We start from the raw sequence: 22,803 nt of genomic DNA, 5'->3' as shown, positions 1-22,803 counted from the left end.
GAATTTGTAATTATTATTGGTGCCAATGGCTCAGGAAAAACAACTTTATTCAATACCATAGCAGGCAGTGTTATTCCCACAAAAGGGAAAGTATTCATTGCGGGTGAAGATGTTACTTTTTTGCCCGACTTTAAACGCAGCAAATATATTGCTCGTGTTTTTCAAAATCCTTTTGATGGCACGGCGCCGGATTTAACCATCTTAGATAATTTTAGATTAGCAGCGCTGCGTACGCAACCCAAACATTTAACCATTGGCAATACTACAGCATTTAAAAAAAGAGTGAGAGAAGTAATTGCTCGCCTAAACTGGGGGTTAGAAAATAAATTGAACCAACCCATGGGCACATTATCGGGCGGGCAACGACAAGCACTTACTTTATTGATGTGCATTATGGATAATACCAAAATTTTATTGTTGGATGAGCCTACAGCCGCATTAGATCCTAAATCGGCCGAAATTATTTTAAATACTGCACAACACCTCATTCAGGAATACCACTTAACTGCCATTTTTATTACGCATAATTTAAAAGATGCACAACAATACGGCAACCGGCTTTTACAAATTCATGAAGGTAAACTGGTTCGCGATTTGGATGCAACAGCCAAACAAAAAGTGTTATTACAAAATATGTATGAATGGTTTGGTTAGTCTTTAATAAAAAAATCAGGGTAACGTAAACGCATTGCTGCCACCATGCAATGGGTATGAATGTTGATTCCACTCTAGTTTTCCGCTTAACTTTTCAGGCAAATGAATGTTAACTTGCCATTGCCCATTTAGTTTTTTATAGGCCACTGCAATTGTACCATAGGGATGAGGAATTTGTCCACTTATGTTTTTAAGCTTACCCAAATGCGGACTAATTTTTACACTTTTAAAACCCGGTGCATTGCTATCAATTCCCAAAACAGTTCTATAAATTTCAATATTCGGACTTGCACCCCATGCATGACAATCGGAACGTGAACCATTGATGTCAGAAGTTTCAGCCCAGGTTGTTAAACCCATTGCTAAATTTTGTTGCCAAATACTTAACCAATCTAAATAATCATTTCCCAAACCCGCTTTAATAAGTGCCTGATGCACATAGTACTTAAAATAAATGGAAGCCGGTGCCAATTGTTTATTATTCAAAAGTTGCCTTGCTATATTTTTAGCGGTAGTACCATTAACAGTATTGGTTAAAATAGCTAAAGCATTAGCATGCTGCGAAAACAAATTGCCATCATCAATATCTGACACCAAACCTACTTCGTTACGCCAATACTTTTGCATAATGGTACGTTGTAGCTGAGTGGCCTTTGTGTTATATAATTTTTCATAAGCAGGCATGCCTAATTGTTTCTCTAACTGCGAAGCAATTTGATAAGCCCAAAGCAGTTGTAGGTCTAATATAGCCGAAGAGCCATTTTCAGAATAAGGTGCAGTACCGCCATTCCAGCCCGTGTGCCCATCTACCCAATCAGTAAACATCCAGTAAGGAACATGTTGTAACGACCCGTCTTTTTGTTGGTATTGCTGAAAAAACCATAAAATATTTCGCACCCCTTGCAGTTTTTGAGCAATGAAAATACTATCGCCCCTATATTTCCAATAATCAGCTAACATGCCAATATACCATAATGAAAAGGTTGGTATTTGTTGAGGCGTATAGGAAGGATGGCGACTTAAAGTAATACCTTCCGCCATTCGTGAATGGTCCATTTGGTTTAAAGCGTTTCTAACCAATCTGTCATCACCGCTATTGTATAAAGCAACTAAAGCCTGAATTCTGCTATCGCCAATGTATTGCAATTGCTCATAGTAAGGGCAATCCATAAACGTTTCAATAGCACATAAACGAGCTGTATGCCAGCCGGTTTGCAATATTTTATGCAGCATGGTATCCGATGTTTCAACAGCTGCATTTAGTTGATAGGGATAGCCAATAAATGTGGTATAAATATCTTGTACCGTTATAGGTTCATTTGTCGTAACTATCTGCAGTTGAATATAACGAAAGGTGCGCCAGCTTCGACTTGTAAACAATTGATGCTGCTCACCGGAAGCTATAATACTATCTTTTCTACCTAAAATAACTTTATTTGCAATTTCATTTCGGTTGCCTTTTTGCAGTGTGGGTTTACCATTCGCATCTTTCTCAAATAAAGCTTCAGCATAGGTTAAAGTAAGCGTAGCATTATTACCACTGGAAAATAAAACATGAACAAAGGCATTGGTAAGTTGTGCATTATCTAATAACAAAGTTGCGGAACTGTGTGCAGGAATTTGTATAGGAGAATTGCCCAATAAAAAATTATTATTGGCTACTACACCAATGGTACTGCGTATGTTTTTAATTCTTGTATCAGTTAATTCCATTGGGGGTAAGCTGCCGGGTACCAACATCCATTCATTAATATCGCCAACACCTTTTGGTTTAGCCCCTGACCAACCAATATTTACTGCAGAAGACCATGAATCATCATTAAAATCAATTTCTTTCCAATGTAAAGGCATATAGTGCATATTCACAATTTCACCAGGACCTGCAACATAATATCCTGCATACCCAATACCCGCAAGCGGTTGATAAGCTTTACAAATAAAACTTTTCCAACTGCTATTGGTATTAACAGCACTTTCAGCCGCTGAATTACCTTGCATTAGCCAACCTGTACGATGCGATATTTGTGCTTCAGGTCTGTAACTGCTTTCATTCCACACCTCAGCAGCAATAATATTAAAGCCCGTTTTTAAAAAAGGTTTTAAATCAATGGTTGTATAATTCCAATAGTTCAAGTCACTTCGTGCCGGACCTAAGCTTACTAATTGGCCATTTACATAAAGTTTGTAACGATTATCTGCCGATACATGAACCCAATATTGTTGTGGTAATTGAACAATGTTGATTTGTTTTCTAAAAAAATAAACACCATAATCATTGGGTGCGGTGTTGGGAGCTTGTATCCAATGAGCGGACCAGGGTTGGTTTTGTAATGCCACATTTATTGGTTGGGCAACAATGAAATTGCCAATCAGAACGCTTAAAAAAAAGCCTATTACCTTTCGCATAAACAAAACATTTTAAACCCACTCATTTAAATTTCGGGTTGCCAACCCGGCTCATATGTTCTTCCCCATAATGCCATAGCTTCAGCATCATCAATAATATGTCCGTTAGCTGGATTGCAATACAAGGTACGGCCTACCCTTTGTGCTATATTAGCTAAATGACAAAGTAGTACACTCTTGCTACCTTCTGTTACGGGAGAAGTAATTTTCGTTTCCCCTTTTACAGCATCAATAAAATTGCTGAAATGATAAAAATCTAAATTACCATTGGCACTTACAGGGTTAGAAGGATCAGCTAACACTTCGCTTTTTACTGCTTTAACTAAGTGATTGTCTTTATCGTATATAGCATAATCGCCACCACCCTTATTTACCAAGGTGCCTTTATCACCATAAATAATAAATCCTCTACCGGCACCCTCTAAAGGATAAATATTACAACTTCTACTTTCCCAGGTAATGGCTTTTTTATCACCGAATTCAAATCCGGCCACTTGCGTATCAGGTGTTTGCCAATCATCTTTAAATGCGTAACGACCACCGGTTGACGTAACTTTACTTGGATAATCAACATTTAAAAACCAGCGGCAGCAATCAATTTCGTGTGTACCATTGTTGCAAGCTTCGCCGGTTCCCCAATGCCAAAACCAATGCCAGTTATAATGTATTAAATTATCCTGATAAGGTTTTCGTGGTGCAGGACCTTGCCATAACTCGTAATTTAATGTAGCAGGTACCGGTACCACCTTGCCGTAGCCAATACTAGTTCTATTGTTGGCATACCAGCCTTTTGCAAAATAAGTATTACCAATAATGCCATTTTGCACTAAATTAACCGCTTCAATTAAACTGGGAAATGAACGACGCTGATTACCCATTTGAATTAACTTGCCATATCGCTGCATTGCGGTTACAATCATTTCGCCCTCATGCGGATTTTGGCCGCAGGGCTTTTCAACATAAACATGTTTTCCGTTTTGCACACCTAATATTGCAGCAGGTGTATGCCAATGATCAGGTGCGGCAATTACTAAAGCATCAAAATCTTTTTGGGTAACCAATTTCCGAATATCAGATACAACAATGGGTTTCCGTTGGGCATCTTTCAATGCATCTAAACCATTTTTTATGGCCCCCTGCTCAACATCGCAAATGTAAGCCACTTCAACATTCGGCAACTGCGAAAAACTTTTAGCCAAATAAGCCCCTCGACTATTTACACCCATTACCGCAACAATTACTTTATTACTGGGTGCTAATTTTCCAAAAATCGGAAAATTTAAAATGGTTACACCGGCTGTGGCCAATGTAGCTTGTTGCAAAAATTTTCTTCTTTGCATAAACTATTTTTTTGTACTTAACATTATTGCTACTATGTAGCTTTTCTTGCGTCGCACACTTGTACTTCTAATACACTATTCGGCTATTGTAACGTTTTAATTTTAATGCTTCTAAAACTCACTTCATTGCCATGATCTTGTAGCAAAATATGTCCTTGCTTTGCCTCACCAAAATTTTTCCAAATTTTAAATTTACTAATGGCAACTAAAGCCCTGAATGCATCAGAACCACGATTGTATTCTAATACTTTTATGCCATTCAAATAATGTTCAACATGATTATTCGGATAGACCACAATTCTTCCGGTATTCCAACTACCAATAGGGTGTACAAAGCGTGATTCTTTTTTGGCAGGTATTAAATCATATAACGATGCAAGCGTTCTATCCCCATCTCTTCCCAGTTTAGCATCAGGGTGTAGTGCATCATCTAAAACTTGATATTCCAATCCAATAGCAGAACCTTCATTATGTTCCGTTAAGGTTACAAAATATTTCACACCACTATTAGCGCCGGGTGTTAATTTAAACTCAAACGACAAATCAAAAGCGCTGTATCGTTTATCAGTTACAACATCACCGCCATTGCCACCTTCTTTTCCTTGCGATGCCAGCACCGTGATCATTTCATCTTTTATTTGCCAATCGGTTTTAGGAAAATGATCTTTATAAGCACCACGCCATCCATCACTATTTTTGCCATTAAACAATAATTGCCAGCCCCATAGTTTTTCATAGGGGCACAAATAATTGGGAATGTTATTAACTACGTATATGGCTTTATGAAAAGGACTTGATTGAATATTTTTAGTTTGTATGCGAATATTTTTAAAATACACTTTTTCACCGGCTAATGCACTGTTATTTCCTATGCTATGTACTTGTAAAGCAATAAAACCCTCTTTATCCATACTATCTACAACATACGCTGCAGGAACACCATTAATCCATGTTTTTATTTCATTTCCTATGCATTCTACTTTTATGTGATTGAATTTAGCAGGCATATAGGCTTTTTGTGCATCGGGATTTAATGAAAGTGGATACAACCAATCGCGCCGAGCTTCATCATATAAGCCACCTGTCCATTTGCGGGAAGATGGGTCTAATTCATATTGATAACCATATACTCTACCTGCTTCATTTACATGACTGCGCAATTGCACACCGGAATTAGAGGTACTATCCGGCAGCATAGCATCTAATTCTAAAACAAAATTTCCGTAAGTGTTTTTCGTTCTTAAAAAACTGTTGGGTGAACCAGCAACCGTTTCACCCACAATCATTCCATTTTGTACACTATATTTAGCCATTCCTGCAGCTTGTTCCCAACCCGTTAAATCTTTCCCATTGAATAAGGATATCCAGTTTTGAGCAAGTAAGTTATTACTAATGGTTGCGCTACATATTATTACAACCAGTGCAAATAAACGTTTCATGTGGCAGCAATTAAGGTATTGAAAAATTACAACCTTCGCTTAAAACCAACAATTAAATTATACTTATTACAGACCAGTGTTTCCTACCAATGTGTATGAAAGTTTTCATGTTGTTTCATAAATCGATAACGAGTCTCTTGCTATATCATTATAAGCAATACTTACACAGCAAGGCTTTTCAAAAAATTGTACATCCGAAAATAATAGGAATAGCATTCGTTTTCTATATCATTTTGATATTTATCAAAAAAATGTAATTGAGCTATGATGCTAAAATGTTTCCATTCATTCTAAAACATAACAGCGAAGCCATTCACACAAAAAATTTATAAACCAAAAGCCAAATTCAGGGCCTACTATAGTAGGACAACTTAGAACAAACAACTAACTTTAAACACCTAAAACCTAACGATATGCTGAAAAGAAGAGATTTTTTAAAAACAACCGGAATGGCTGCATTAAGCGGCTTAGCTGTTTCCAAAGCGGTTGCCTCAGGCAGTTTTTGGGAAACAATGCCGCCTGCCGGAGTTCAGTTGTATACCTTTTTTAATGTAATTGATGCAGATGTACCGGGCACTTTGCAAAAAATTGCTGACATAGGTTATAAAAACATTGAATCGGCTTTTAGCAAAAAAGGCGGTTATTATGGCATGACCCCCAAAGCATTTGCAGCGTTGGTAAAGGATAAAGGACTTTCCTGGAAATCGCACCATGTATTAGGTGCGCCTTTTCAATTGCCACCCGGTCGCAAAATGCCTAATGGCCCTGATGGGAAACCCATTGTTATTCCGCCTATGAAAAATTTACGCGACAATATGCAGGAGTTAGTTGATGAAGCTGCTGAAGGCGGTATTCCTTATTTGGTTTGTGCCAGCATTCCACTCAATACAACAGAAGAAATAAAATCGGCGATGAACACTTTGAACAAAACGGATGAGGCTTGTAAAAAGGCCGGTATTCAGTTTGCTTACCATAATCATTACACCGAGTTTAAGCCGGTTGATGGAGTTTTGCCTTATGATATTATTTTAAAAGAAACACCTGTTGCATTGGAATTAGATTTGGCATGGGTTACCAAAGCCGGCGTAAATCCGGTTACGTTATTTGAACAAAACCCGGGGCGCTACAAATTATGGCATGTAAAAGATATTGACAAGGATTTAAAACAACCACAGCCGGTAGGTACTGGTGTAGTAAATTTTAAAAATATTTTTGAACATGCTAAAACCTCAGGTATGCAATATTATTTTGTTGAGCATGATAATCCTGCTGACCCATTTGCCAGCATTACCACCAGTATGCAAAATCTGAAAAAAATTTGGGGCAGCATTGCTTAAAAGTTGTTTAAAACAAAAGTTGGCGTAAACTAATTGCTTAGCATTATTGTTTGAACAAAAAACACATAACATGAGCAGTACAAAAATAGCTTTAGTAACCGGTGGCAACAGGGGATTAGGAAAAGACATGGCTTTACAATTAGCACACAAAGGCCATAACGTTATTATTACTTATCACCAAAATCGCGAGTTGGCCATACAAACAGTTGCAGAATTAGAGCAATTAAAAGTTAAATCCGTTGCCTTACATTTAAACCTTTCGGATGTTAAAAGTATTCCGTCATTCATTGTAGCTTTGAAAGATGCATTACACAGCAATTTTAATGCTACACATTTTGATTATTTAATTAACAATGCCGGCATGGGCGCAACTGTTCCGTTTGAAGAGGTTACAGAGGCATTGTTTGATGAATTTTTGAACGTGCATTTTAAATCTGTATATTTTTTAACACAACACTGCATACCCATCTTGAATAACGGAGGTTGTGTTATCAACATTTCTAGTGGCACTACACGTTATTGCAATCCGGGTTATTCCGTTTATTCTTCTATGAAAGGCGCAGTAGAAGTATTTACGCGTTATGTAGCCAAAGAATTGGGCCACAAAGGTATTAGAGCCAATGTTGTGGCACCCGGCCCAGTTGAAACAGATTTCAACCATGCCGCTATTCGCAATAATCCTTTAATGAAAGAACGCTTGGCATCACTTTCGCCTTTAGGTCGGGTTGGCGTTGCTGAGGATATAGGTAGTGTTGTAGCTTTTTTATGCAGCGAAGAAGCGCGTTGGATTAATGGCCAACGTATTGAAGTGAGTGGAGGTATTAATATCTAAATTATACAACAAACGCCATACCATCCTACTATAGCGTTTCTTATTTTGGGTTTATGCAATACTATAAGTATAATGTGCCGGTTGCCAGCAATGCTGTTTTTTGTAAGGCATTTTTTTCATACGGCGAAGGCAATTGAGGTGTTTGTTGCATTGGTTGTAAGGTGGTTATTTTTACTTGAACGGGTTGTTGCTTTTGTTGACTAATCGTCCATACCTCAATTTTTGCTTTCCATTGATTTGCTTTTTCATTGGGTAAAATTTTAAATGTGATTGTATTATTCATTCCTTTCATTATAACGGAATAGCTGCCCCAATGTCCATCTTGCTGTTGTTTACTAAAATTAACTGATTGACCATTTTGTAAAATTTGAATAGTAGGAAATGGCTTTCCTATATACACACTATCCGGCTGCATCATAACTACCACACGGGTTTGTTGAATATTTTCATTTGTATTCAACTTTACATTCAGGTGGTTTGATGAAAATTGTACTTCACCCTTAATAGCCTCATTAGCTTTAGGTTCATGAATAATTAGCTGATTGATGTTCTGCAACTCATTATTAATGGTAACAGATTTTACCATTTCGGGATTCAGAAGTTGTACTTTACCTGTGGTTGCTAAAACTGCACAATTCAGGGCTTCATGATTCGTATTTGCTTCCTGCATAATGACATTTGTTAGCAAGGGTTTTACCGCTTTTTGTAAAGGATAAACCCGATAAACAGCCACTTCAAAACCTTGTAATTCAGGCAATACAATAGTTGTGCCTGCTGCATATAAATTTGGCGATACCCAATGTGTTGGATAAACCCTTTCCAATACAAGTGAAGCGGCCGTATCAGCTATTCCATATTGTGTAGAAAGTTTTACAGTAAGCTGTTCAGACTGAATTTTTGGATTACGAACTGCAATGATACCTTCATTGTTTTTGAAATGCGCAAAGCCGTAAGCGTTACCATTGGCTGGATTGCCACCCACCATAAAGGTTTTATCCATTAAGGAAAAATGTTGTTTAGCCCAATTCAAGGAAAGGCTTAATACTTTCCATTCATCATCATTTAATAAATCGGGCGAAAGATATAATTCATACATGGTAACACCTCTGCTAAAATAAAAAACCACATCATCGGCAAACTTTGCTAACGGATCATCATTGCCGCCAACAGAAGCTAAATTCCCTTTAATAATTCCATGCGTCATCATATTACTCAAAGGAAACCATACATCTTGTCGATTAAAATCATCGTACAATACAATATCTTTATAAGTCATGGCTGCATCTCGGTCGTTAATCACCGGGGTGTTAGCATAACCATAATCAGCCCCTTGCATCCAAATTTGATTGGCGTATTGTAACCACCATGGGCTTAACCATGTGCCTGAAGTAATATTCAAATATTCTTTAGGGTTAATAGCGCGAACAGCTTTGCATTTATCAATAACACTTTCAACTGCAGCTCTGCGAGAATGGTAACCAATGGCGTGGCCATTACCGGATTCACTGGAAGAAAACTGAATGCCATCCCATTTAAAATATCCAACACCTTGTTTAGTAAAATCCGTTACGCGTTGTTCAAACAATTTACTGTAATTGGGCCCGGCAATGTCTAACATGGCATCATTAGGTGTTTTACCAACGGTTTCATAGCCATGCGCTTTCATCCAATTAATACGTTTCATTCTAAACGAATAGCCGCCGGTAGGTCCTAACCAAATACCTAACGTGGTACCCATTGGCTTTAATGCATTTACAATAGGCTGTAATCCATTGGGAAAAGTTGTTTTATTCAACATCCAGTTACTTTCATACACATCCCATCCATCATCTAACACAAAGGCATTTAAATGAATGCCGTATTTTTCTGTCATGTTTTTCTTAAACAAATCAATAATGTGCAATATGTTTTTTTCATTCATTACATGAGCGGGGGCAACTTTTGGATAAGAAGGTGAACGCAAATCGTACCAGCTATTGTATAATGCATAAGGTTCATCGGGCATTACTTTTATTTCATTAACGTAATTATAAAACCAATCCTGCACTGCCTTATTAGGCGATAATCCTTGTACTACCCAACTACTCTCTATCCATTTATCTTTTACAATAACGCCCATCAATTCCTTACATTTTAATTGTAAATCATTTTCATTAATACGCGTAAGCAACGAATTAGCTGCAGGATATTCCACCCCAAAAAACACACCGCCTTGTTGTAACTGTGCGGCACAAGGCTGACCAAAGTCGCCCTTTTTTAAAATAGTAAACGATTCTGTTTGGTTGTGTTGTTGTAACGCCACATATTGAGCAGTAGTACTGCTTTCTTCACGCATACTGTAACCATCATACTTTTCATTATTAAAATACACTTTCCCTTTTCTGGCATTAAAAGCTTCAACCCATTGTTTTTGCAAAGTAGTATCAATCAATGCAATTTTTCGTTTTGCATAAAATGCATTTTCTAAAAGTAAATAGGTAATTCTAAGGCGTAATGTATTTTCTTTGTCAATAGGTTGAAAGTATAACTGCAATGCCTTGCCATTAGGCAAATTTGTCCATTCGTATTGCTGAAAAACAAAATCTTTTTTGGATAAAGTAACTTGTAAGTCGCCATTAAAATCTTTTCCCGGGGCACTCCAATCTGTCCACATCAATTCTACTGAAAAATCGGCATCGGTATAAACTGAATAAGGCTTTGAATTTTGATATTGTTCTAACCAATTCGCATTAGCCGAAAGTACATCACTTTGAATTTGCTGATGCTGTACAACAATTTGCTCGCTAACTTTTGAGTTTGATAAAATAAATATTTGCTTATCACCATTTTGTTCAACATGCGATGCTACTTGTGCGGAAGCATTTGTTAAACCAACTAAAGCAAAAAAAATGGATGCAAGAATAGCAGTTATTGGGTTATTGTGCATAACTAAAATATTTTGAAAGAAATATGGCAATACCTCTTTCAAATATAAGCTATTCCGAACGTTTAATTTTTACACAAACGTTTGTGAAACTGCATGGGTGTTTAAAATGTTGTTGTGAATGCGACTTTATTTCAGTTGCTGTATTACTTTTTTCAATTTATTACTTACTTCTTCCGCCAATTCACCCAGTAAAGGATTCTGGATGGCTTGCATGGAAGCAATGGGATCAACCGCAGCAACTTCAACTTTTCCCGGTGCAATTTCCTGCACCACCACATTACAGGGCAGCATTGTACCAATTTTTTCTTCAGCCTGTAATGCCCGATAGGCAAATGGTGGATTGCAGGCACCTAAAATTGTATAAGGGGGAATATCTACATCTAATTTCTTCTTCATGGTTGCCCGCATATCAATTTCGGTAAGTACACCAAACCCTTCCGTTTTCAATGCATCGGTTACTTTTTGAATGGCATTGGCAAAATTATCATGCACAATGGTTGAGAAATAATAAGACATAACCGTTAATTTAAGATGAAAGAATATGTAAAATTATTTCTCAAAATCCACATTCATTGTGACAAAAGTCATACCTACTTCGATTTTTGAACGGGTGGAATTTCCCGAAGAAAATTGGGAAATTTTTCGGGCTCATCATAGTATAATAATAATTGTTGACGAGCATTGTATAAGAACATTGAGGGATACTTCCTTGGCGTAAACCGCTGAATAAATTCATTGTTTACATCGCGTAATAAGGTTACATTGGGTTTACCAATTAAGTTAGGGGCAAAACGCGTTAAAAAATTTGCCATTGCTGCTTCAGAATCTAATGATACTAAATACATGCCAACATTTTTAAAGGAAGCATAATGTGCGTTGATTTGTTGAAAGGCATGTTGACAGTGATCACAAGTAACATCAAAAAACACAATGAACAATAATTTATCTTTGGCCAATTGGCTGCGACCAAAAGGCTTGCCATTGAATTGATAAAATTGAAACTCAGGAATTTTCTTGGCGGGTGCAGGTGGTTGTGCTTGCAAACTAAAACTTACAAACAACGAAACAAATAAATAAATGCCTATTTTAAAAAAATGCTTCATGCGTATATATGGCTGTTAAAAGGTTGACTGTATAAAAATACTAAATTGAAAGTCATTCTTGCTTATAAATTTCCTATCAATTCGTCTTCCGCAATTTTTGAATAGGAAGCTACGCATCAATCCAGTCAATATTAAAAACCTTATTGCATTAAGCTTAGTAAAAAAATGATAACCATTGCCGTTAAACCCATCCATAATGTGGCAACGGTGTAAACGCGTAACATTGGTTTCATTTCTAAAGAAGAGAATTTTGTAACCACCCAAAAATAAGAATCATTCGGGTGTGAAACAATCAATGAACCTGCCCCCATAGCCAGCACCGCAAATGCTGGACCGTTACCGATTGACAAACCCAATACATTTAAAAAAGGCAAAACAATAGAAGCAGCCGTAATTACAGCCACCGTGGTTGATCCTTGTGCCGTTTTTAAAAGGACTGCAATTAAAAATGGAAAAAAGATTCCCAGTTGTTGCATGGGTAAAATTGTAGCATATTGATGAATATTGGCAGCTGCTAAAATTGCTCCAAAAGCTCCACCTGCGGCTGTAATTAAAATAATACCTGCGGCTTTTTCTACGGCTGTTTGTAAAATGACAGATATATTTCCTTTATTATTTTGTAAAGCCGAATACAGCGCTAACAGAATACCCACAAACAAAGCAACTTCCGGCGGTCCCAACCAAATAATGAAAGTGGGCAATTGTATATTTTTCCCATACGTAAGTAATATAGACCTTCCTGCAATTAATAGAATAGGCACAATGATGGGCAAAAATGCCATAAACGCAGAAGGGTAGGATTGTTTCATTTCAGTAGATAATGTATCAGGTACTTGTTGCTTTAAAGCCACATCATTCCATTTTTTTGCTGCATAGCGTCCCCAAAAGTAGGCTACGAACATGGTTGGAATAGCCACTAATATACCCATCCACAATAAATTACCTAAATCAACTTTTAGTGCAACAGCAGCAGCAGTAATACCCGGATGTGGCGGCACCAAAGCATGTACAGCTAGCAAGCCGGTTGAAAGGCATACAGCCAATACCAACATGGGCATACCTGTTTTTCGCGCTAATGATTGATTGATTCCACTTAATACAATGTAACCCGAATCGCAGAAAATGGGTAAGCCAACTAAAAATCCTGTTAAACTCATAGCCAAAGGTGCTCTACGCTCTCCTACCCATTTTAAGATAACATTTGCCATAACGGTAGTAGCTTGACTATGTTCAAGCAATCCACCCAATATTGTTCCTAACACAATTAATAAGCCTATTGATTGTACTGTATTACCCAAACCCGTTTTAATGGTAACAATCATGGTTTCGATGGGCATTTGCATGCCAATACCTACCACTACAGCAGCTAAACACAATACAATAAAAGGTGGCCATCGGTATTGAACAGTTAACAATACCAACAAGGCAATGGCAACAATAAAAACAATCATTAATTGTATCATAACATTTGCCCCTTTTATACAAAAAGTTAGTGAATAAATACCATCACTATATCCATAACATTGGTTTGAGTGGGGCCGGTTTTAATTAGTCCATTCACCTGCTCAAAAAAGTGGTAGGCATCATTATTGTTTAAAAATAAATCCGGCTTTAAACCCATTTGTTTGGCTAATTGCATTTGTTCGTGATTTGTAAACGCCCCGGCAGCATCCGTAGGGCCATCCGTTCCATCGGTACCAATAGCTAATACAAATGCATTTAAATGAGAAGGCAGGGCTAAGCCGGCGGCCAAAACCAGTTCCTGATTACGGCCACCCAGTCCATTTCCTTTTATAGCAACAGTTGTTTCTCCGCCCCACAACAAACAGGCGGGTTTAAAGCCCGTGTAATTTTCTGCATATTTCACAATGTCTTTGGCTACCTCTTTCGCCTCACCTTGCAATTGAGAAGAAACAATTTTGGCATAAAATCCCATTTTTTCAGCAGCCTTTTTTGCCGACTGCAATGCCATTCCGTTATTGGCTAATATAGCGAATGAAGTTTTATTGAAACAATTTTCACTAATTTTTGGTGTATCGGTAATTTCTCCATTCAGTCCTTTTTGTAAATGTTCATATATATCTGAAGGAACTTTAGACAATAAATGATACCGTTGAAGAATACCCCATGCATCTGCATAAGTAGTAGCATCAGGAACCGTTAGTCCGGAACCAATTACCGAAGGATCATCATTCAAAACATCAGAAATAGCTAAAGTTAATACCGTAGCCGGCATCAATAATTTAGCCAAATTTCCCCCTTTTAACGTGCTAATGTGTTTACGAACGGTATTCATTTCATGAATAGCAGCACCACAGTTTAATAAAAGTTGAAAAGTTTTTTGTACATCGGAAAGCGTAATGTTGTTAGGCAAGTCAGCTACTAAAGCCGATGCCCCACCGGACAGTAACACCAAAACACAATCATTGGCTGTTACCGATTTTGCAAACTGTATAATAGCCTCAGCCGCTCGTACACTTTGTTCGTCGGGTACAGGGTGACCTGACTCAATCACAGTAAAATGCCGCAAAGGCAAAGCATGCCCGTACTTGGTAACCACTAATCCTGCAGCAATCATATTCCCCAATTGTTCCTCTACGGATAAAGCCATTGCAGCTGCAGCTTTCCCAACAGCTAGTACATAAATATTTTTACACAGTACTGGTTTTATTAAAGGATTGTCAATATACAGCATACCGTTACTACAGCGCAGCTTATTTTTCAATAACTCAGAAGGCTGAACTGACGCAATAGCTTGATTAAGCAGAAAAATTAAATTGCCCGTTTCAATCATTCGTGGATGCTTAACGTGGAATATAAAGATACAGGTAAGTTACTAAGTGCAAAAAGTAGGTAATATCGCTCAAAATCGGTACGTTTTAATTTTATTATATTAAACAAAAAATTTGTTAATTGAAAACGCTTTCTTACATTTAGAAGACTGATTTGAGGCGATTGGACAATCGCATACCACAAGCAAACGGTAATGAAAAAAATTCATCCCAACAAAATTGAATGGCAAAAGATTTGGACGCCAAAACAATTGCTTTTAATATTTTCAGGAGTTGGGCTTGCTGTTTTAGCTATGCGTGGATTTATGATTCCCAACAAATATTTAGATGGTGGCATTACAGGAATATCTATTTTATTACACGAAATTTTCAATATCAACATTAGCCTTCTTGTTATTGTTTTAAACCTACCTTTTATTTATTTAGGATATAAAAAAATTGGCAAAACCTTTGCGGTTCAAACAATTATGGCTGTTATTTTATTAGCCATTGGTTTATTTTTCATTCATATTAAACCCATTACCAGCGATAAATTATTAATTGCCATTTTTGGTGGAATACTGATTGGTTCGGGTGTTGGCTTAGTAATAAGAAGTGGCGGAGTAATTGATGGAGCAGAAGTAATTGCTGTATTTACCAGAAGAAGAACCGGCTTTTCAAATAGCGAAATCATTATGCTATTCAATACCATATTATTTGCTATAGCGGCATTTGCATTTGGAATTGAAACGGCCATGTATTCGCTCATTACCTATTTTACGGCTACACGTGCAACACATTATGTAGTGGATGGCATAGAAGAATACACTGCCATGAATATTGTTTCCACAAAAGAGGAAGAAGTAAAAAGTTTTTGGTAAACGAATTAAAGAAGGGAATTACAGTATATAAAGGCGAAAGAGGTTTTTTACCCGGAAGTTTTGATGTTAAAACTGATTGCGAAATAATTGTAACCATTGTTACAAGATTAGAAATTATGCAAATTCAGGATGCTATTATAAAAATTGATCCGAAGGCCTTCATTTAAATTCAAAGCATTAAAGAAGCTGCCGGAGGTATATTAAAAGAAAAATCGCATGCCCAATAATGAAAACATAAGAAACTTTATTGTGCAACTCCTGAATAAGCATATTCCGGAAACCTACTATTATCACAATTTATCGCACACTTTATATGTTGAACAACAATGTTTAGAAATTGGTAAACATGAACATTGCACAAAAGAAGAATTAAAGCTTTTAAGTATAGCAGCCCTTTGGCATGATACGGGTTATATAAATACCTACCAAAAACATGAAGAAGAAAGTTGCAAATTAGCACAACACTATTTACCAAATTTTGGAATTACACCTACAGAAATAGATATTATATGCGGCATGATAATGGCTACTAAAATCCCACAAAAACCTAAAACGAAACTGGAAGAAATAATTGCCGATGCCGACCTGGAATACTTAAGCACAGCAATGGCACCCACATTAGCTAAGCATTTGTTTAAAGAAATAAACACCCTTAATCCCAATATTACTCCCCAGCCATGGAATGAAACCGAAATTAAATTTATATCTGAACATCACTATTTCACTAAATATTGCCAGGAAAATAAAGAAGTACTTAAGCAAGGATATTTAAAAAGTTTAAGGGAACAAAGGTTTTAAACGCTGATCCGCTATTTTATAGAAAACCACTTCTGGAAGAAATACGCAAATTTTCTATAAAATAATCATATGTAATATATAAAATATATCTATACTGTTGTTACGAAAAAAAATGCCACAATACCACAGTATGTTGCTTATAATTTAAACTTCCATAAAAACAATTCAACCTTTTTTGCAAAACAAAATTAACATTTACCATATAGTAAAATCACATTAAGTATTTGAATAGTAATTAATATAACACTGGTTTTAACAAAAAGAACACTGGTACAAAAAAATAACAACTCAATGAATCAGGAGCTTTATAAATTCAGTATACACCTGAAGTTTCTATTGGCATAAATGGCGGTGAAATGATTTCGGGTAACATTGGCTCTGCTAGTTTATGAAGAATAGATTATACTGTTATTGGTGATTCTGTAAATATTGCACAACGTTTACAGTCTGTGGCCGGTCATGGTCAAATTATTATTAGTGAATATTCCTATGAAAAAATAAAAGAATCATTCAACTGCAAAAGAGTAGGGGAAGTTGTTTTGAAAAACAAATCAAAGCCTTTGGTTATATATGAAGTAATTGATTAGTTTTTAAAACTGTTTACACCACTTTACTCTATCTTAATTCTTCAAAGCCGCATATATCATGTCCTGAATTTTTTGGGTAATGTCGCCATGGCTATTAGGTGTTTGTTGGGTAAAAATAATACCCACCAAATGCGCCTTCGGATCTACCCAGTAAGTAGTTCCCCAAAATCCACCCCAAGCAAAACTTCCTTTATTGCGAGGCCCGTGTGCAGCCCCCATTTCACTTACTATTTCAAATCCTAAACCAAAATCATTTTCACCATTAAATTTAAAATTCAGTTGATTACTTATCATCATTTCAACACTACGCGGCGACAGCAAGGTATGCCCGTTATAAGTTCCTCCATTTAACAGCATTTGTAAAAAAGTGGCATAATCCATTGCTGTGGAAGTTAAATCGGCACCACCGGAAAAATAGGTTTTCTTTTCTATAGGATAATTGGGATCAACTCCCATCATGGTTTTTTTCCAAGGAATAATGTGGTGAAGCGAATCTTCGGTATAGGCAACCACCAAGCGGTTGGCTTCATTTGCGGGCACATTAAAAAAAGTATGCTGCATACCAATAGGTTCAAAAATATGTTTCTGAAAATAAGTGCTTAACGACTCACCGCTAATTACTTCTACCAAACAACCTAATAAATCATAATTTAATCCATAAGTCCATCTTTCGCCGGGCTGATGTGCTAATGGTAATTTAGCCAATGCATTCATGGCAGATAATAAAGTTTCACCTTGCTTTGCCAAACCAAATCCGGGAACAATACCCGCTTTAGCATATATGGCTTTCATGGAAGCACTTCCAATACCGGGATAATCTAATCCGGATGTGTGGGTTAATAAATCGCGAATAGTAATAGGGCGTTTTGCAGGCTCGGTAGTATAAGTGGTATCTTTTTCATTAAAAGATTTTAGTACCGTCATACTTTTATAAGCCGGAATAAAATCACTTACCGGTTCATCTAACAACAACTTACCTGCTTCATACAATTGCATAATGGCAACAGCAGTAACGGCTTTGGTTTGTGAAGCAATTCTAAACAAATCTGTACGCTGCATTAATTGCTTTGTTGCTTCATTAGCATAACCATAGGCTTTATATTGTACTACCTGATTATCTTTCACCACCAGTGTAACTGCACCATTCAGCCAATGTTGCTGAATATATTGTTGCACCAGTCCATCAATTTTAGCCATTCGATCCTCATTCACTGAAGCATTTTTCCCGCTTGTTTGAATGGTTTGCGCAAAAAGGGAAAAGGGGAGAACAAGTAAAAAAACGAAAGCGTATTTTATTAAATTTTGTAGTTGTTTCATAAACAAGTTATTTCAATTACCTTCAATTTACTTTTTTTATGGCAAGTTTTTGAGATTTTAAGCAATAATTTTTTGATTTCGAATTTTAAAAAAATAGTTGCGCATGTTTAATAAATTAATACTAACCGCATACAGGCTTTTGGGGATAATTGTATTGTGTTTGTATTTAAAGCCTGCAGTTTCGCAAACCATTCGCCATACTATAATGGTAGATGGAAGAGAAAGAAATTTTCTTGTGTACATTCCCGAACAATACGCTAATGCACAAAACTTAAAAGCAATTATTGCCTTACATGGAGGTGGGGGTACCGCCGAAAATACTGAGCAATTTTATCGATTAAATCCTGAAGCAGATAGATTTGGTTACATGGTTGTTTATCCCAATGCTATTAATAAAGCCTGGAATTTTCCGGGCACAGCCAGCAGAGTGAAAAAACTGGATACAATGGTGAATGATGTGCACTTTATGAACGTATTAATTGACACCTTAATAGCACGTTACCACATTAATAAAGAGCATGTGTTTTTTACCGGTATGTCGCGTGGCGCCATGTTTTCACTGTATTTAGCAGCTGCATTAAACCATAAAATTGCGGGCATTGCAGCTGTGTGTGGAAGTATATCCGAAGAAAATGCTGCCGATTATCACTTTGACAGACCTATTCCGGCCTTAATAATCAATGGTACAGCCGACCCATTAGTTCCTTACAATGGGGGATATGGTAAATGGAATAGAAATAATTTCAGTGAATCGGCCAATTTTATTGCCACTCCCAAACTCATTCAATTACTTCTACAACAAAACCATTGTGCAAATGAAAGTGGCGTAACTGTTCAAATACCCAATAAAGATCCATTAGATGGATGTACGGCCAATGAAACTAAATACAAATGTTCTTCTGCCCCTGTTGAAAGCATCACCATACAAAATGGTGGGCACACTTGGCCGGGCAGTTCACAATACTTACCAAAAATTTTAGTAGGAAGGGTATGTAAAGACTTTAAAGCCACAGAAAAAATTGTAACTTTTTTTAATGCAATACCTTAATAAAGGTTTTGAAATACACATTTCAAATATTTCTACTAAAATTATTGATGATTTGCAGATAACATTCCGGGAAATGATGTTGTACTGCAGCATCAATTAAAATTTTTAGATAGGCATTTGTTGGTAAAGCTTGCTTTGTTTTATTAACAACCGCATAAGTGAATGCTTCAAATGATTGAAATGTGCCCATCCATTCATCATTCCAATAGCTTTGCAGTAAAACAGAAACGTTTATTTTTTTATAAAAATTAGGAGCACCCTCAAAATTATCTAACGAACTTATATCAGTTTCGGTAAGGGTATATAGTATTCCCCATACTTCACTTTCTAACTTTTCAACCACATCTGCTACGGCTGATTGTCTTTTTTTAGAATATGCGGTAAATGCCAAAGCATAATTTTTTAATACCGCAACACCAATTGGTTTTGAAGATGGGCAACGTTGCAACATTTGCGTTTTATTCATATTTGAGCCGTAAGCAAAATAGTAATGCATTTTAGTTTTAAATTTTAAAGTCGAGTGCAGCTTTCCAACAAAATTTATTGTATAGGTGTAGCCTGTTTTACGTCAATAGTTTTTAGCCATTTTACATGGCGACGTCCTGTAATAAAATCAATGGGTGTAAGCACTAAAATTCCATCATTCATTTTTTGAAGTGATTCGGAATTTTTTGTTGTAATAATATATGTATGTTCTCCAACAGGACCGTTCAACAATTCATTCCAAGAATACACAACCGAATAACCATCTGCAGCTGTAAGTACATAATAAAATGTGCTAAATAATTTTGGATTGGCTTCGCTCAACTCAGCCTTTTTTAGAATATCTTTCAATAATATTCCCTTTAAATGAGTTAGCTTTCCACGTGCTTCGCCTAAATAATTGGTGATAACAACATCTGGTATATTTACTGTTGAATATTTTTCTAAATCGGTTAATGTAAAAATAATGGGTTGTTTAACCTTACCCTGAATTGTAAATTGCTGTGTAGGTGTAACAGCTTTTTGAGCAGATACTTGCAAAGAAGCCATTACTGTTAAGAATAATAATAGGTATTTCATACGTAAAGTTTTAACTCAAGCATTTATTGGTTGAAATTTTATAGAATCAGCAAAAATACACAAATGCAGTAACGTTATGGTGTAACATCATGTAAGCCCTTTCCGGCTAAAATGCAAGGAAGATATTTTTGAATACGCTTTAAACGTGTAGCAGATTGTTTTGCATGGGCAAAATACAACAAATATGCCCTTTGCCTGCCGGGTGTTAATGCATGAAATGCTTTTTTCAATTTATTATTTTGTTTCAAAATTTCATCAAATTCAACAGGAATAGCGAATGCATTAGTGGGTTTAGGTGCTAAAGTTAAACCAGCCTGCTCTACTTGAATAGCTTCTTTAATATGTTTGGTTATCTGTTTTTTCAGTTGAATTATTTCACTCAAATTGGTAAAACGAATCTGGCGTGATGCCTGCACATTAGGGGTTTGTTGAATCAATAATCCATCTGCATTATTTAAAAGTGCTCCTTTAAAAAATAATAATGCACAATAATGTTTAAAGCCATGCATTAACACCACATTTTTTTCATGCAGCATATAACAAGGCCAACCCCATTTTATAGTTTCTTGTAGTTGAAATGGTTGTAAAATATTTCGTAAGGCAACAAATTCATCATGCCATTTCTGTGGTTTCAAAAAAAATGAATCAGCATTTGTAATGATTGATTTCATGTAACCGAGAATTGATAAAGCAGTCAAATTAAACAATATTTTCAAATGCCCCAAACACTTAATTACTATTACCAAGTGCCACCCTTTGATTGTACCATTACAAATAATCCACGATCATTTATATATCCTTTTTGTAATTGTATTGTGCCATACCTATCTCGGCCAATTATGGCTTCGGCATAAGCCAATCCACTAACAGGATCAAAATCATCTATTTTATAAAAAGCAGGTAACACTACTGTTTTTGATTTGGTATTCACAAATCCAATTAACGAAATATTTTTAAACATTCCTTCTTTTCCAATTGGACCACTAATAAACAGCTTTGGATCATTTTCACCTTCAACACCTTCTAAACGACTATCAATTGGCCACATAGTTGGTGGAAGACCCATAGCAGCCATTAGCTCTTGGCTTTTCATTATTTGCAATTGGCTGTTTAATACATAATGACCGGAATATGCAAATCCAAATGTATTAAAATGCTGAAAGGTTCCATATTGTTGTTGCTGGGCATACGTTTGTTTGAATACTATTTCCCCTTGTTGATTAATGTATGCATATTCAAAATCTGATTTGTTTTTTGGAAATACTTTAGCATAACCCCCATTAAAATGTCCGGGCTTCAAAGTAAATTGCAGAGGTACAACCAACTTCCCTTCGGCATTTATGTATCCATATTTCATTTGTCCAAACGCATCAATTTTCCCCACCAATGCCATTCCGTTAGAAAAAGGCTCCACTTCATCAAAAGGTTCTTTATTAATTTGTTTCCCCTCTATTGTAATATAATGTCCAGAAGTAAGCGTAAAAACATCTTCACTTAACTGCTTAACTTCTGCATTAAATACATACTTTCTACCCTCATTATTCATATAAGTATATTGTTTAGTATATACTTCTGTTCCATTTGGTTGGCGTGTTCGCCATTGCTTTAAAAAATAAATCATTTGGCGATTGGGAGTATAAGTATATAGTTGTTCCGATGTTGAGGTAGCTAATAACTTGCCTTTTGAATTTAAAAAAGCACCAGGATTTTGCATATATGCTAAATACTGAAATATGCCATTATGAACAATTTGTTTTTTAAAATTAGGATGCTTTTCTGTCCCTGCTACAAAAGTGTATTTTCCAAATGGAACAATAAAATTAGCTGCTGTATCAATTAAAGCAGTTGCATTGCCTTTTCGTATCATAGCTGTTCCTTGATTAAAAGGAAGCAGCATATCAACATCTAGAAGTTTTGCATTCGATGCCATTTGTCCTGGCGTAACTGTATAATGAACATATTCACTCTTATTTGTTGGTCCATATCTGGTCTCAACAGTTTTAATACTATCTGTATTGGTTTTCTTTTGAAATAAATCCTGGAATACTTTTTTTGTTTCTTGCGCCGACTTTGAAAGTGTTGATTTTTTTTGTTGTGCGGTTGCATTTAAAAAGCCAAATGGCAATGCCCATACCAATAATGCACTAATTAATAATTGCATATGTTAGTTTTTAGGTGAATAAATAACATTCATGCATACGCTGTAAAGCGATGGTGCATAATGGTTTATTGGCATTTCAATGTAGGAAGGGGAAAAAAGTGCAGGTTTTTCTAAATGTTGTGATATCAGCGAAAGTACAAT

Annotated in this window: 21 protein-coding genes; 8 read left to right on the top strand and 13 right to left on the bottom strand. The window is 36.2% G+C overall.

Annotation, left to right across the window (positions count from 1 at the left end):
• Positions 1–654: ABC transporter ATP-binding protein (locus tag ACP5P5_RS11510; protein WP_428286258.1), on the top strand; the 654-nt coding region annotated here is incomplete at its 5' end.
• A 15-nt stretch (positions 655–669) separates the two neighbouring features.
• On the opposite strand, the gene ACP5P5_RS11505 is transcribed toward ACP5P5_RS11510, so the two are convergent.
• The 3 genes from ACP5P5_RS11505 to ACP5P5_RS11495 form a co-directional block, all read right to left on the bottom strand.
• Entirely contained in the window at positions 670–3,060 is a 2,391-nt protein-coding gene (locus tag ACP5P5_RS11505; RefSeq protein WP_428286257.1) for an alpha-L-rhamnosidase C-terminal domain-containing protein, read from the bottom strand.
• Between the two features lie 26 nt (positions 3,061–3,086).
• Entirely contained in the window at positions 3,087–4,400 is a 1,314-nt protein-coding gene (locus ACP5P5_RS11500; protein ID WP_428286256.1) for a Gfo/Idh/MocA family protein, read from the bottom strand.
• 83 nt (positions 4,401–4,483) lie between these two features.
• Positions 4,484–5,839 carry a 3-keto-disaccharide hydrolase gene (locus ACP5P5_RS11495; RefSeq protein ID WP_428286255.1) on the bottom strand — a complete coding sequence of 452 codons (1,356 nt, stop codon included), beginning with the start codon at positions 5,837–5,839 and terminating at the stop codon, positions 4,484–4,486.
• Between the two features lie 413 nt (positions 5,840–6,252).
• Between ACP5P5_RS11495 and ACP5P5_RS11490 the strand changes: the two genes are divergently transcribed.
• Positions 6,253–7,176 carry a sugar phosphate isomerase/epimerase family protein gene (locus tag ACP5P5_RS11490; RefSeq protein WP_428286254.1) on the top strand — a complete coding sequence of 308 codons (924 nt, stop codon included), beginning with the start codon at positions 6,253–6,255 and terminating at the stop codon, positions 7,174–7,176.
• A gap of 70 nt (positions 7,177–7,246) precedes the next feature.
• Positions 7,247–8,008, top strand: a complete 762-nt coding sequence (locus ACP5P5_RS11485) for an SDR family NAD(P)-dependent oxidoreductase (RefSeq protein WP_428286253.1) — start codon at positions 7,247–7,249, stop codon at positions 8,006–8,008.
• A gap of 61 nt (positions 8,009–8,069) precedes the next feature.
• On the opposite strand, the gene ACP5P5_RS11480 is transcribed toward ACP5P5_RS11485, so the two are convergent.
• From ACP5P5_RS11480 to ACP5P5_RS11460, 5 genes are all read right to left on the bottom strand, one after another.
• A complete protein-coding gene (locus tag ACP5P5_RS11480) occupies positions 8,070–10,934 on the bottom strand; it encodes an alpha-galactosidase (RefSeq protein WP_428286252.1) in 2,865 nt (954 codons plus the stop codon).
• A gap of 126 nt (positions 10,935–11,060) precedes the next feature.
• Positions 11,061–11,450 (bottom strand): DUF302 domain-containing protein, encoded by a 390-nt coding sequence (locus ACP5P5_RS11475; RefSeq protein ID WP_111295048.1) that lies wholly within the window; start codon positions 11,448–11,450, stop codon positions 11,061–11,063.
• 74 nt (positions 11,451–11,524) lie between these two features.
• Positions 11,525–12,037, bottom strand: a complete 513-nt coding sequence (locus ACP5P5_RS11470; protein ID WP_428286251.1) for a peroxiredoxin family protein — start codon at positions 12,035–12,037, stop codon at positions 11,525–11,527.
• Positions 12,038–12,177: 140 nt separating this feature from the next.
• Positions 12,178–13,500: a GntP family permease gene (locus ACP5P5_RS11465; protein WP_428286250.1), complete on the bottom strand. Its 1,323-nt coding sequence runs from the start codon at positions 13,498–13,500 to the stop codon at positions 12,178–12,180.
• Between the two features lie 26 nt (positions 13,501–13,526).
• Positions 13,527–14,831, bottom strand: coding sequence for a glycerate kinase type-2 family protein (locus ACP5P5_RS11460; RefSeq protein ID WP_428286249.1), 1,305 nt, complete (start codon positions 14,829–14,831; stop codon positions 13,527–13,529).
• A 192-nt stretch (positions 14,832–15,023) separates the two neighbouring features.
• Here ACP5P5_RS11460 and ACP5P5_RS11455 point away from each other — a divergent pair, with 192 nt between their 5' ends.
• The 4 genes from ACP5P5_RS11455 (at position 15,024) to ACP5P5_RS11440 (ending at position 17,074) form a co-directional block, all read left to right on the top strand.
• Entirely contained in the window at positions 15,024–15,689 is a 666-nt protein-coding gene (locus tag ACP5P5_RS11455) for a YitT family protein (protein WP_428286248.1), read from the top strand.
• Positions 15,683–15,856 (top strand): DUF2179 domain-containing protein, encoded by a 174-nt coding sequence (locus tag ACP5P5_RS11450; protein WP_428286247.1) that lies wholly within the window; start codon positions 15,683–15,685, stop codon positions 15,854–15,856. Before ACP5P5_RS11455 ends, ACP5P5_RS11450 begins: the two co-directional genes overlap by 7 nt.
• A 49-nt stretch (positions 15,857–15,905) precedes the next feature.
• Positions 15,906–16,487, top strand: a complete 582-nt coding sequence (locus ACP5P5_RS11445; protein ID WP_428286246.1) for an HD domain-containing protein — start codon at positions 15,906–15,908, stop codon at positions 16,485–16,487.
• A gap of 395 nt (positions 16,488–16,882) precedes the next feature.
• Entirely contained in the window at positions 16,883–17,074 is a 192-nt protein-coding gene (locus ACP5P5_RS11440; RefSeq protein ID WP_428286262.1) for an adenylate/guanylate cyclase domain-containing protein, read from the top strand.
• Between the two features lie 33 nt (positions 17,075–17,107).
• Here ACP5P5_RS11440 and ACP5P5_RS11435 read toward each other — a convergent pair whose 3' ends face one another.
• A complete protein-coding gene (locus ACP5P5_RS11435; protein ID WP_428286245.1) occupies positions 17,108–18,391 on the bottom strand; it encodes a serine hydrolase domain-containing protein in 1,284 nt (427 codons plus the stop codon).
• 103 nt (positions 18,392–18,494) lie between these two features.
• Here ACP5P5_RS11435 and ACP5P5_RS11430 point away from each other — a divergent pair, with 103 nt between their 5' ends.
• Complete coding sequence (locus ACP5P5_RS11430; protein ID WP_428286244.1) at positions 18,495–19,439, top strand: alpha/beta hydrolase family esterase; 945 nt, start codon at positions 18,495–18,497, stop codon at positions 19,437–19,439.
• 22 nt (positions 19,440–19,461) lie between these two features.
• Here the strand turns inward: ACP5P5_RS11430 and ACP5P5_RS11425 are convergent, their stop codons facing one another.
• From ACP5P5_RS11425 to ACP5P5_RS11410, 4 genes are all read right to left on the bottom strand, one after another.
• A complete protein-coding gene (locus ACP5P5_RS11425; RefSeq protein ID WP_428286243.1) occupies positions 19,462–19,935 on the bottom strand; it encodes a gamma-glutamylcyclotransferase family protein in 474 nt (157 codons plus the stop codon).
• Positions 19,936–19,979: 44 nt separating this feature from the next.
• Positions 19,980–20,501, bottom strand: a complete 522-nt coding sequence (locus ACP5P5_RS11420; protein WP_428286242.1) for a molybdopterin-dependent oxidoreductase — start codon at positions 20,499–20,501, stop codon at positions 19,980–19,982.
• Between the two features lie 74 nt (positions 20,502–20,575).
• Positions 20,576–21,172, bottom strand: a complete 597-nt coding sequence (locus ACP5P5_RS11415) for a YdeI/OmpD-associated family protein (protein ID WP_428286241.1) — start codon at positions 21,170–21,172, stop codon at positions 20,576–20,578.
• Positions 21,173–21,240: 68 nt separating this feature from the next.
• On the bottom strand, positions 21,241–22,662 hold the full coding sequence (locus tag ACP5P5_RS11410; RefSeq protein ID WP_428286240.1) for a WG repeat-containing protein: 1,422 nt from the start codon (positions 22,660–22,662) through the stop codon (positions 21,241–21,243).
• Positions 22,663–22,803: the final 141 nt, after the last annotated feature.

Source organism: Hydrotalea sp. (assembly GCF_049968455.1).
GTDB lineage: Bacteria > Bacteroidota > Bacteroidia > Chitinophagales > Chitinophagaceae > Hydrotalea.
This window is presented reverse-complemented; position numbering and strand designations above follow the sequence as displayed.

Coding starts and splice junctions, on each gene's coding strand:
- ACP5P5_RS11435 (WP_428286245.1), bottom strand. CDS start 18,391: ATGAAACAACTACAAAATTTAATAAAATACGCTTTCGTTTTTTTACTT.
- ACP5P5_RS11485 (WP_428286253.1), top strand. CDS start 7,247: ATGAGCAGTACAAAAATAGCTTTAGTAACCGGTGGCAACAGGGGATTA.
- ACP5P5_RS11470 (WP_428286251.1), bottom strand. CDS start 12,037: ATGAAGCATTTTTTTAAAATAGGCATTTATTTATTTGTTTCGTTGTTT.
- ACP5P5_RS11500 (WP_428286256.1), bottom strand. CDS start 4,400: ATGCAAAGAAGAAAATTTTTGCAACAAGCTACATTGGCCACAGCCGGT.
- ACP5P5_RS11505 (WP_428286257.1), bottom strand. CDS start 3,060: ATGCGAAAGGTAATAGGCTTTTTTTTAAGCGTTCTGATTGGCAATTTC.
- ACP5P5_RS11465 (WP_428286250.1), bottom strand. CDS start 13,500: ATGATACAATTAATGATTGTTTTTATTGTTGCCATTGCCTTGTTGGTA.
- ACP5P5_RS11420 (WP_428286242.1), bottom strand. CDS start 20,501: ATGAAATACCTATTATTATTCTTAACAGTAATGGCTTCTTTGCAAGTA.
- ACP5P5_RS11455 (WP_428286248.1), top strand. CDS start 15,024: ATGAAAAAAATTCATCCCAACAAAATTGAATGGCAAAAGATTTGGACG.
- ACP5P5_RS11425 (WP_428286243.1), bottom strand. CDS start 19,935: ATGCATTACTATTTTGCTTACGGCTCAAATATGAATAAAACGCAAATG.
- ACP5P5_RS11460 (WP_428286249.1), bottom strand. CDS start 14,831: ATGATTGAAACGGGCAATTTAATTTTTCTGCTTAATCAAGCTATTGCG.
- ACP5P5_RS11495 (WP_428286255.1), bottom strand. CDS start 5,839: ATGAAACGTTTATTTGCACTGGTTGTAATAATATGTAGCGCAACCATT.
- ACP5P5_RS11410 (WP_428286240.1), bottom strand. CDS start 22,662: ATGCAATTATTAATTAGTGCATTATTGGTATGGGCATTGCCATTTGGC.
- ACP5P5_RS11415 (WP_428286241.1), bottom strand. CDS start 21,172: ATGAAATCAATCATTACAAATGCTGATTCATTTTTTTTGAAACCACAG.
- ACP5P5_RS11490 (WP_428286254.1), top strand. CDS start 6,253: ATGCTGAAAAGAAGAGATTTTTTAAAAACAACCGGAATGGCTGCATTA.
- ACP5P5_RS11475 (WP_111295048.1), bottom strand. CDS start 11,450: ATGTCTTATTATTTCTCAACCATTGTGCATGATAATTTTGCCAATGCC.
- ACP5P5_RS11430 (WP_428286244.1), top strand. CDS start 18,495: ATGTTTAATAAATTAATACTAACCGCATACAGGCTTTTGGGGATAATT.
- ACP5P5_RS11480 (WP_428286252.1), bottom strand. CDS start 10,934: ATGCACAATAACCCAATAACTGCTATTCTTGCATCCATTTTTTTTGCT.
- ACP5P5_RS11445 (WP_428286246.1), top strand. CDS start 15,906: ATGCCCAATAATGAAAACATAAGAAACTTTATTGTGCAACTCCTGAAT.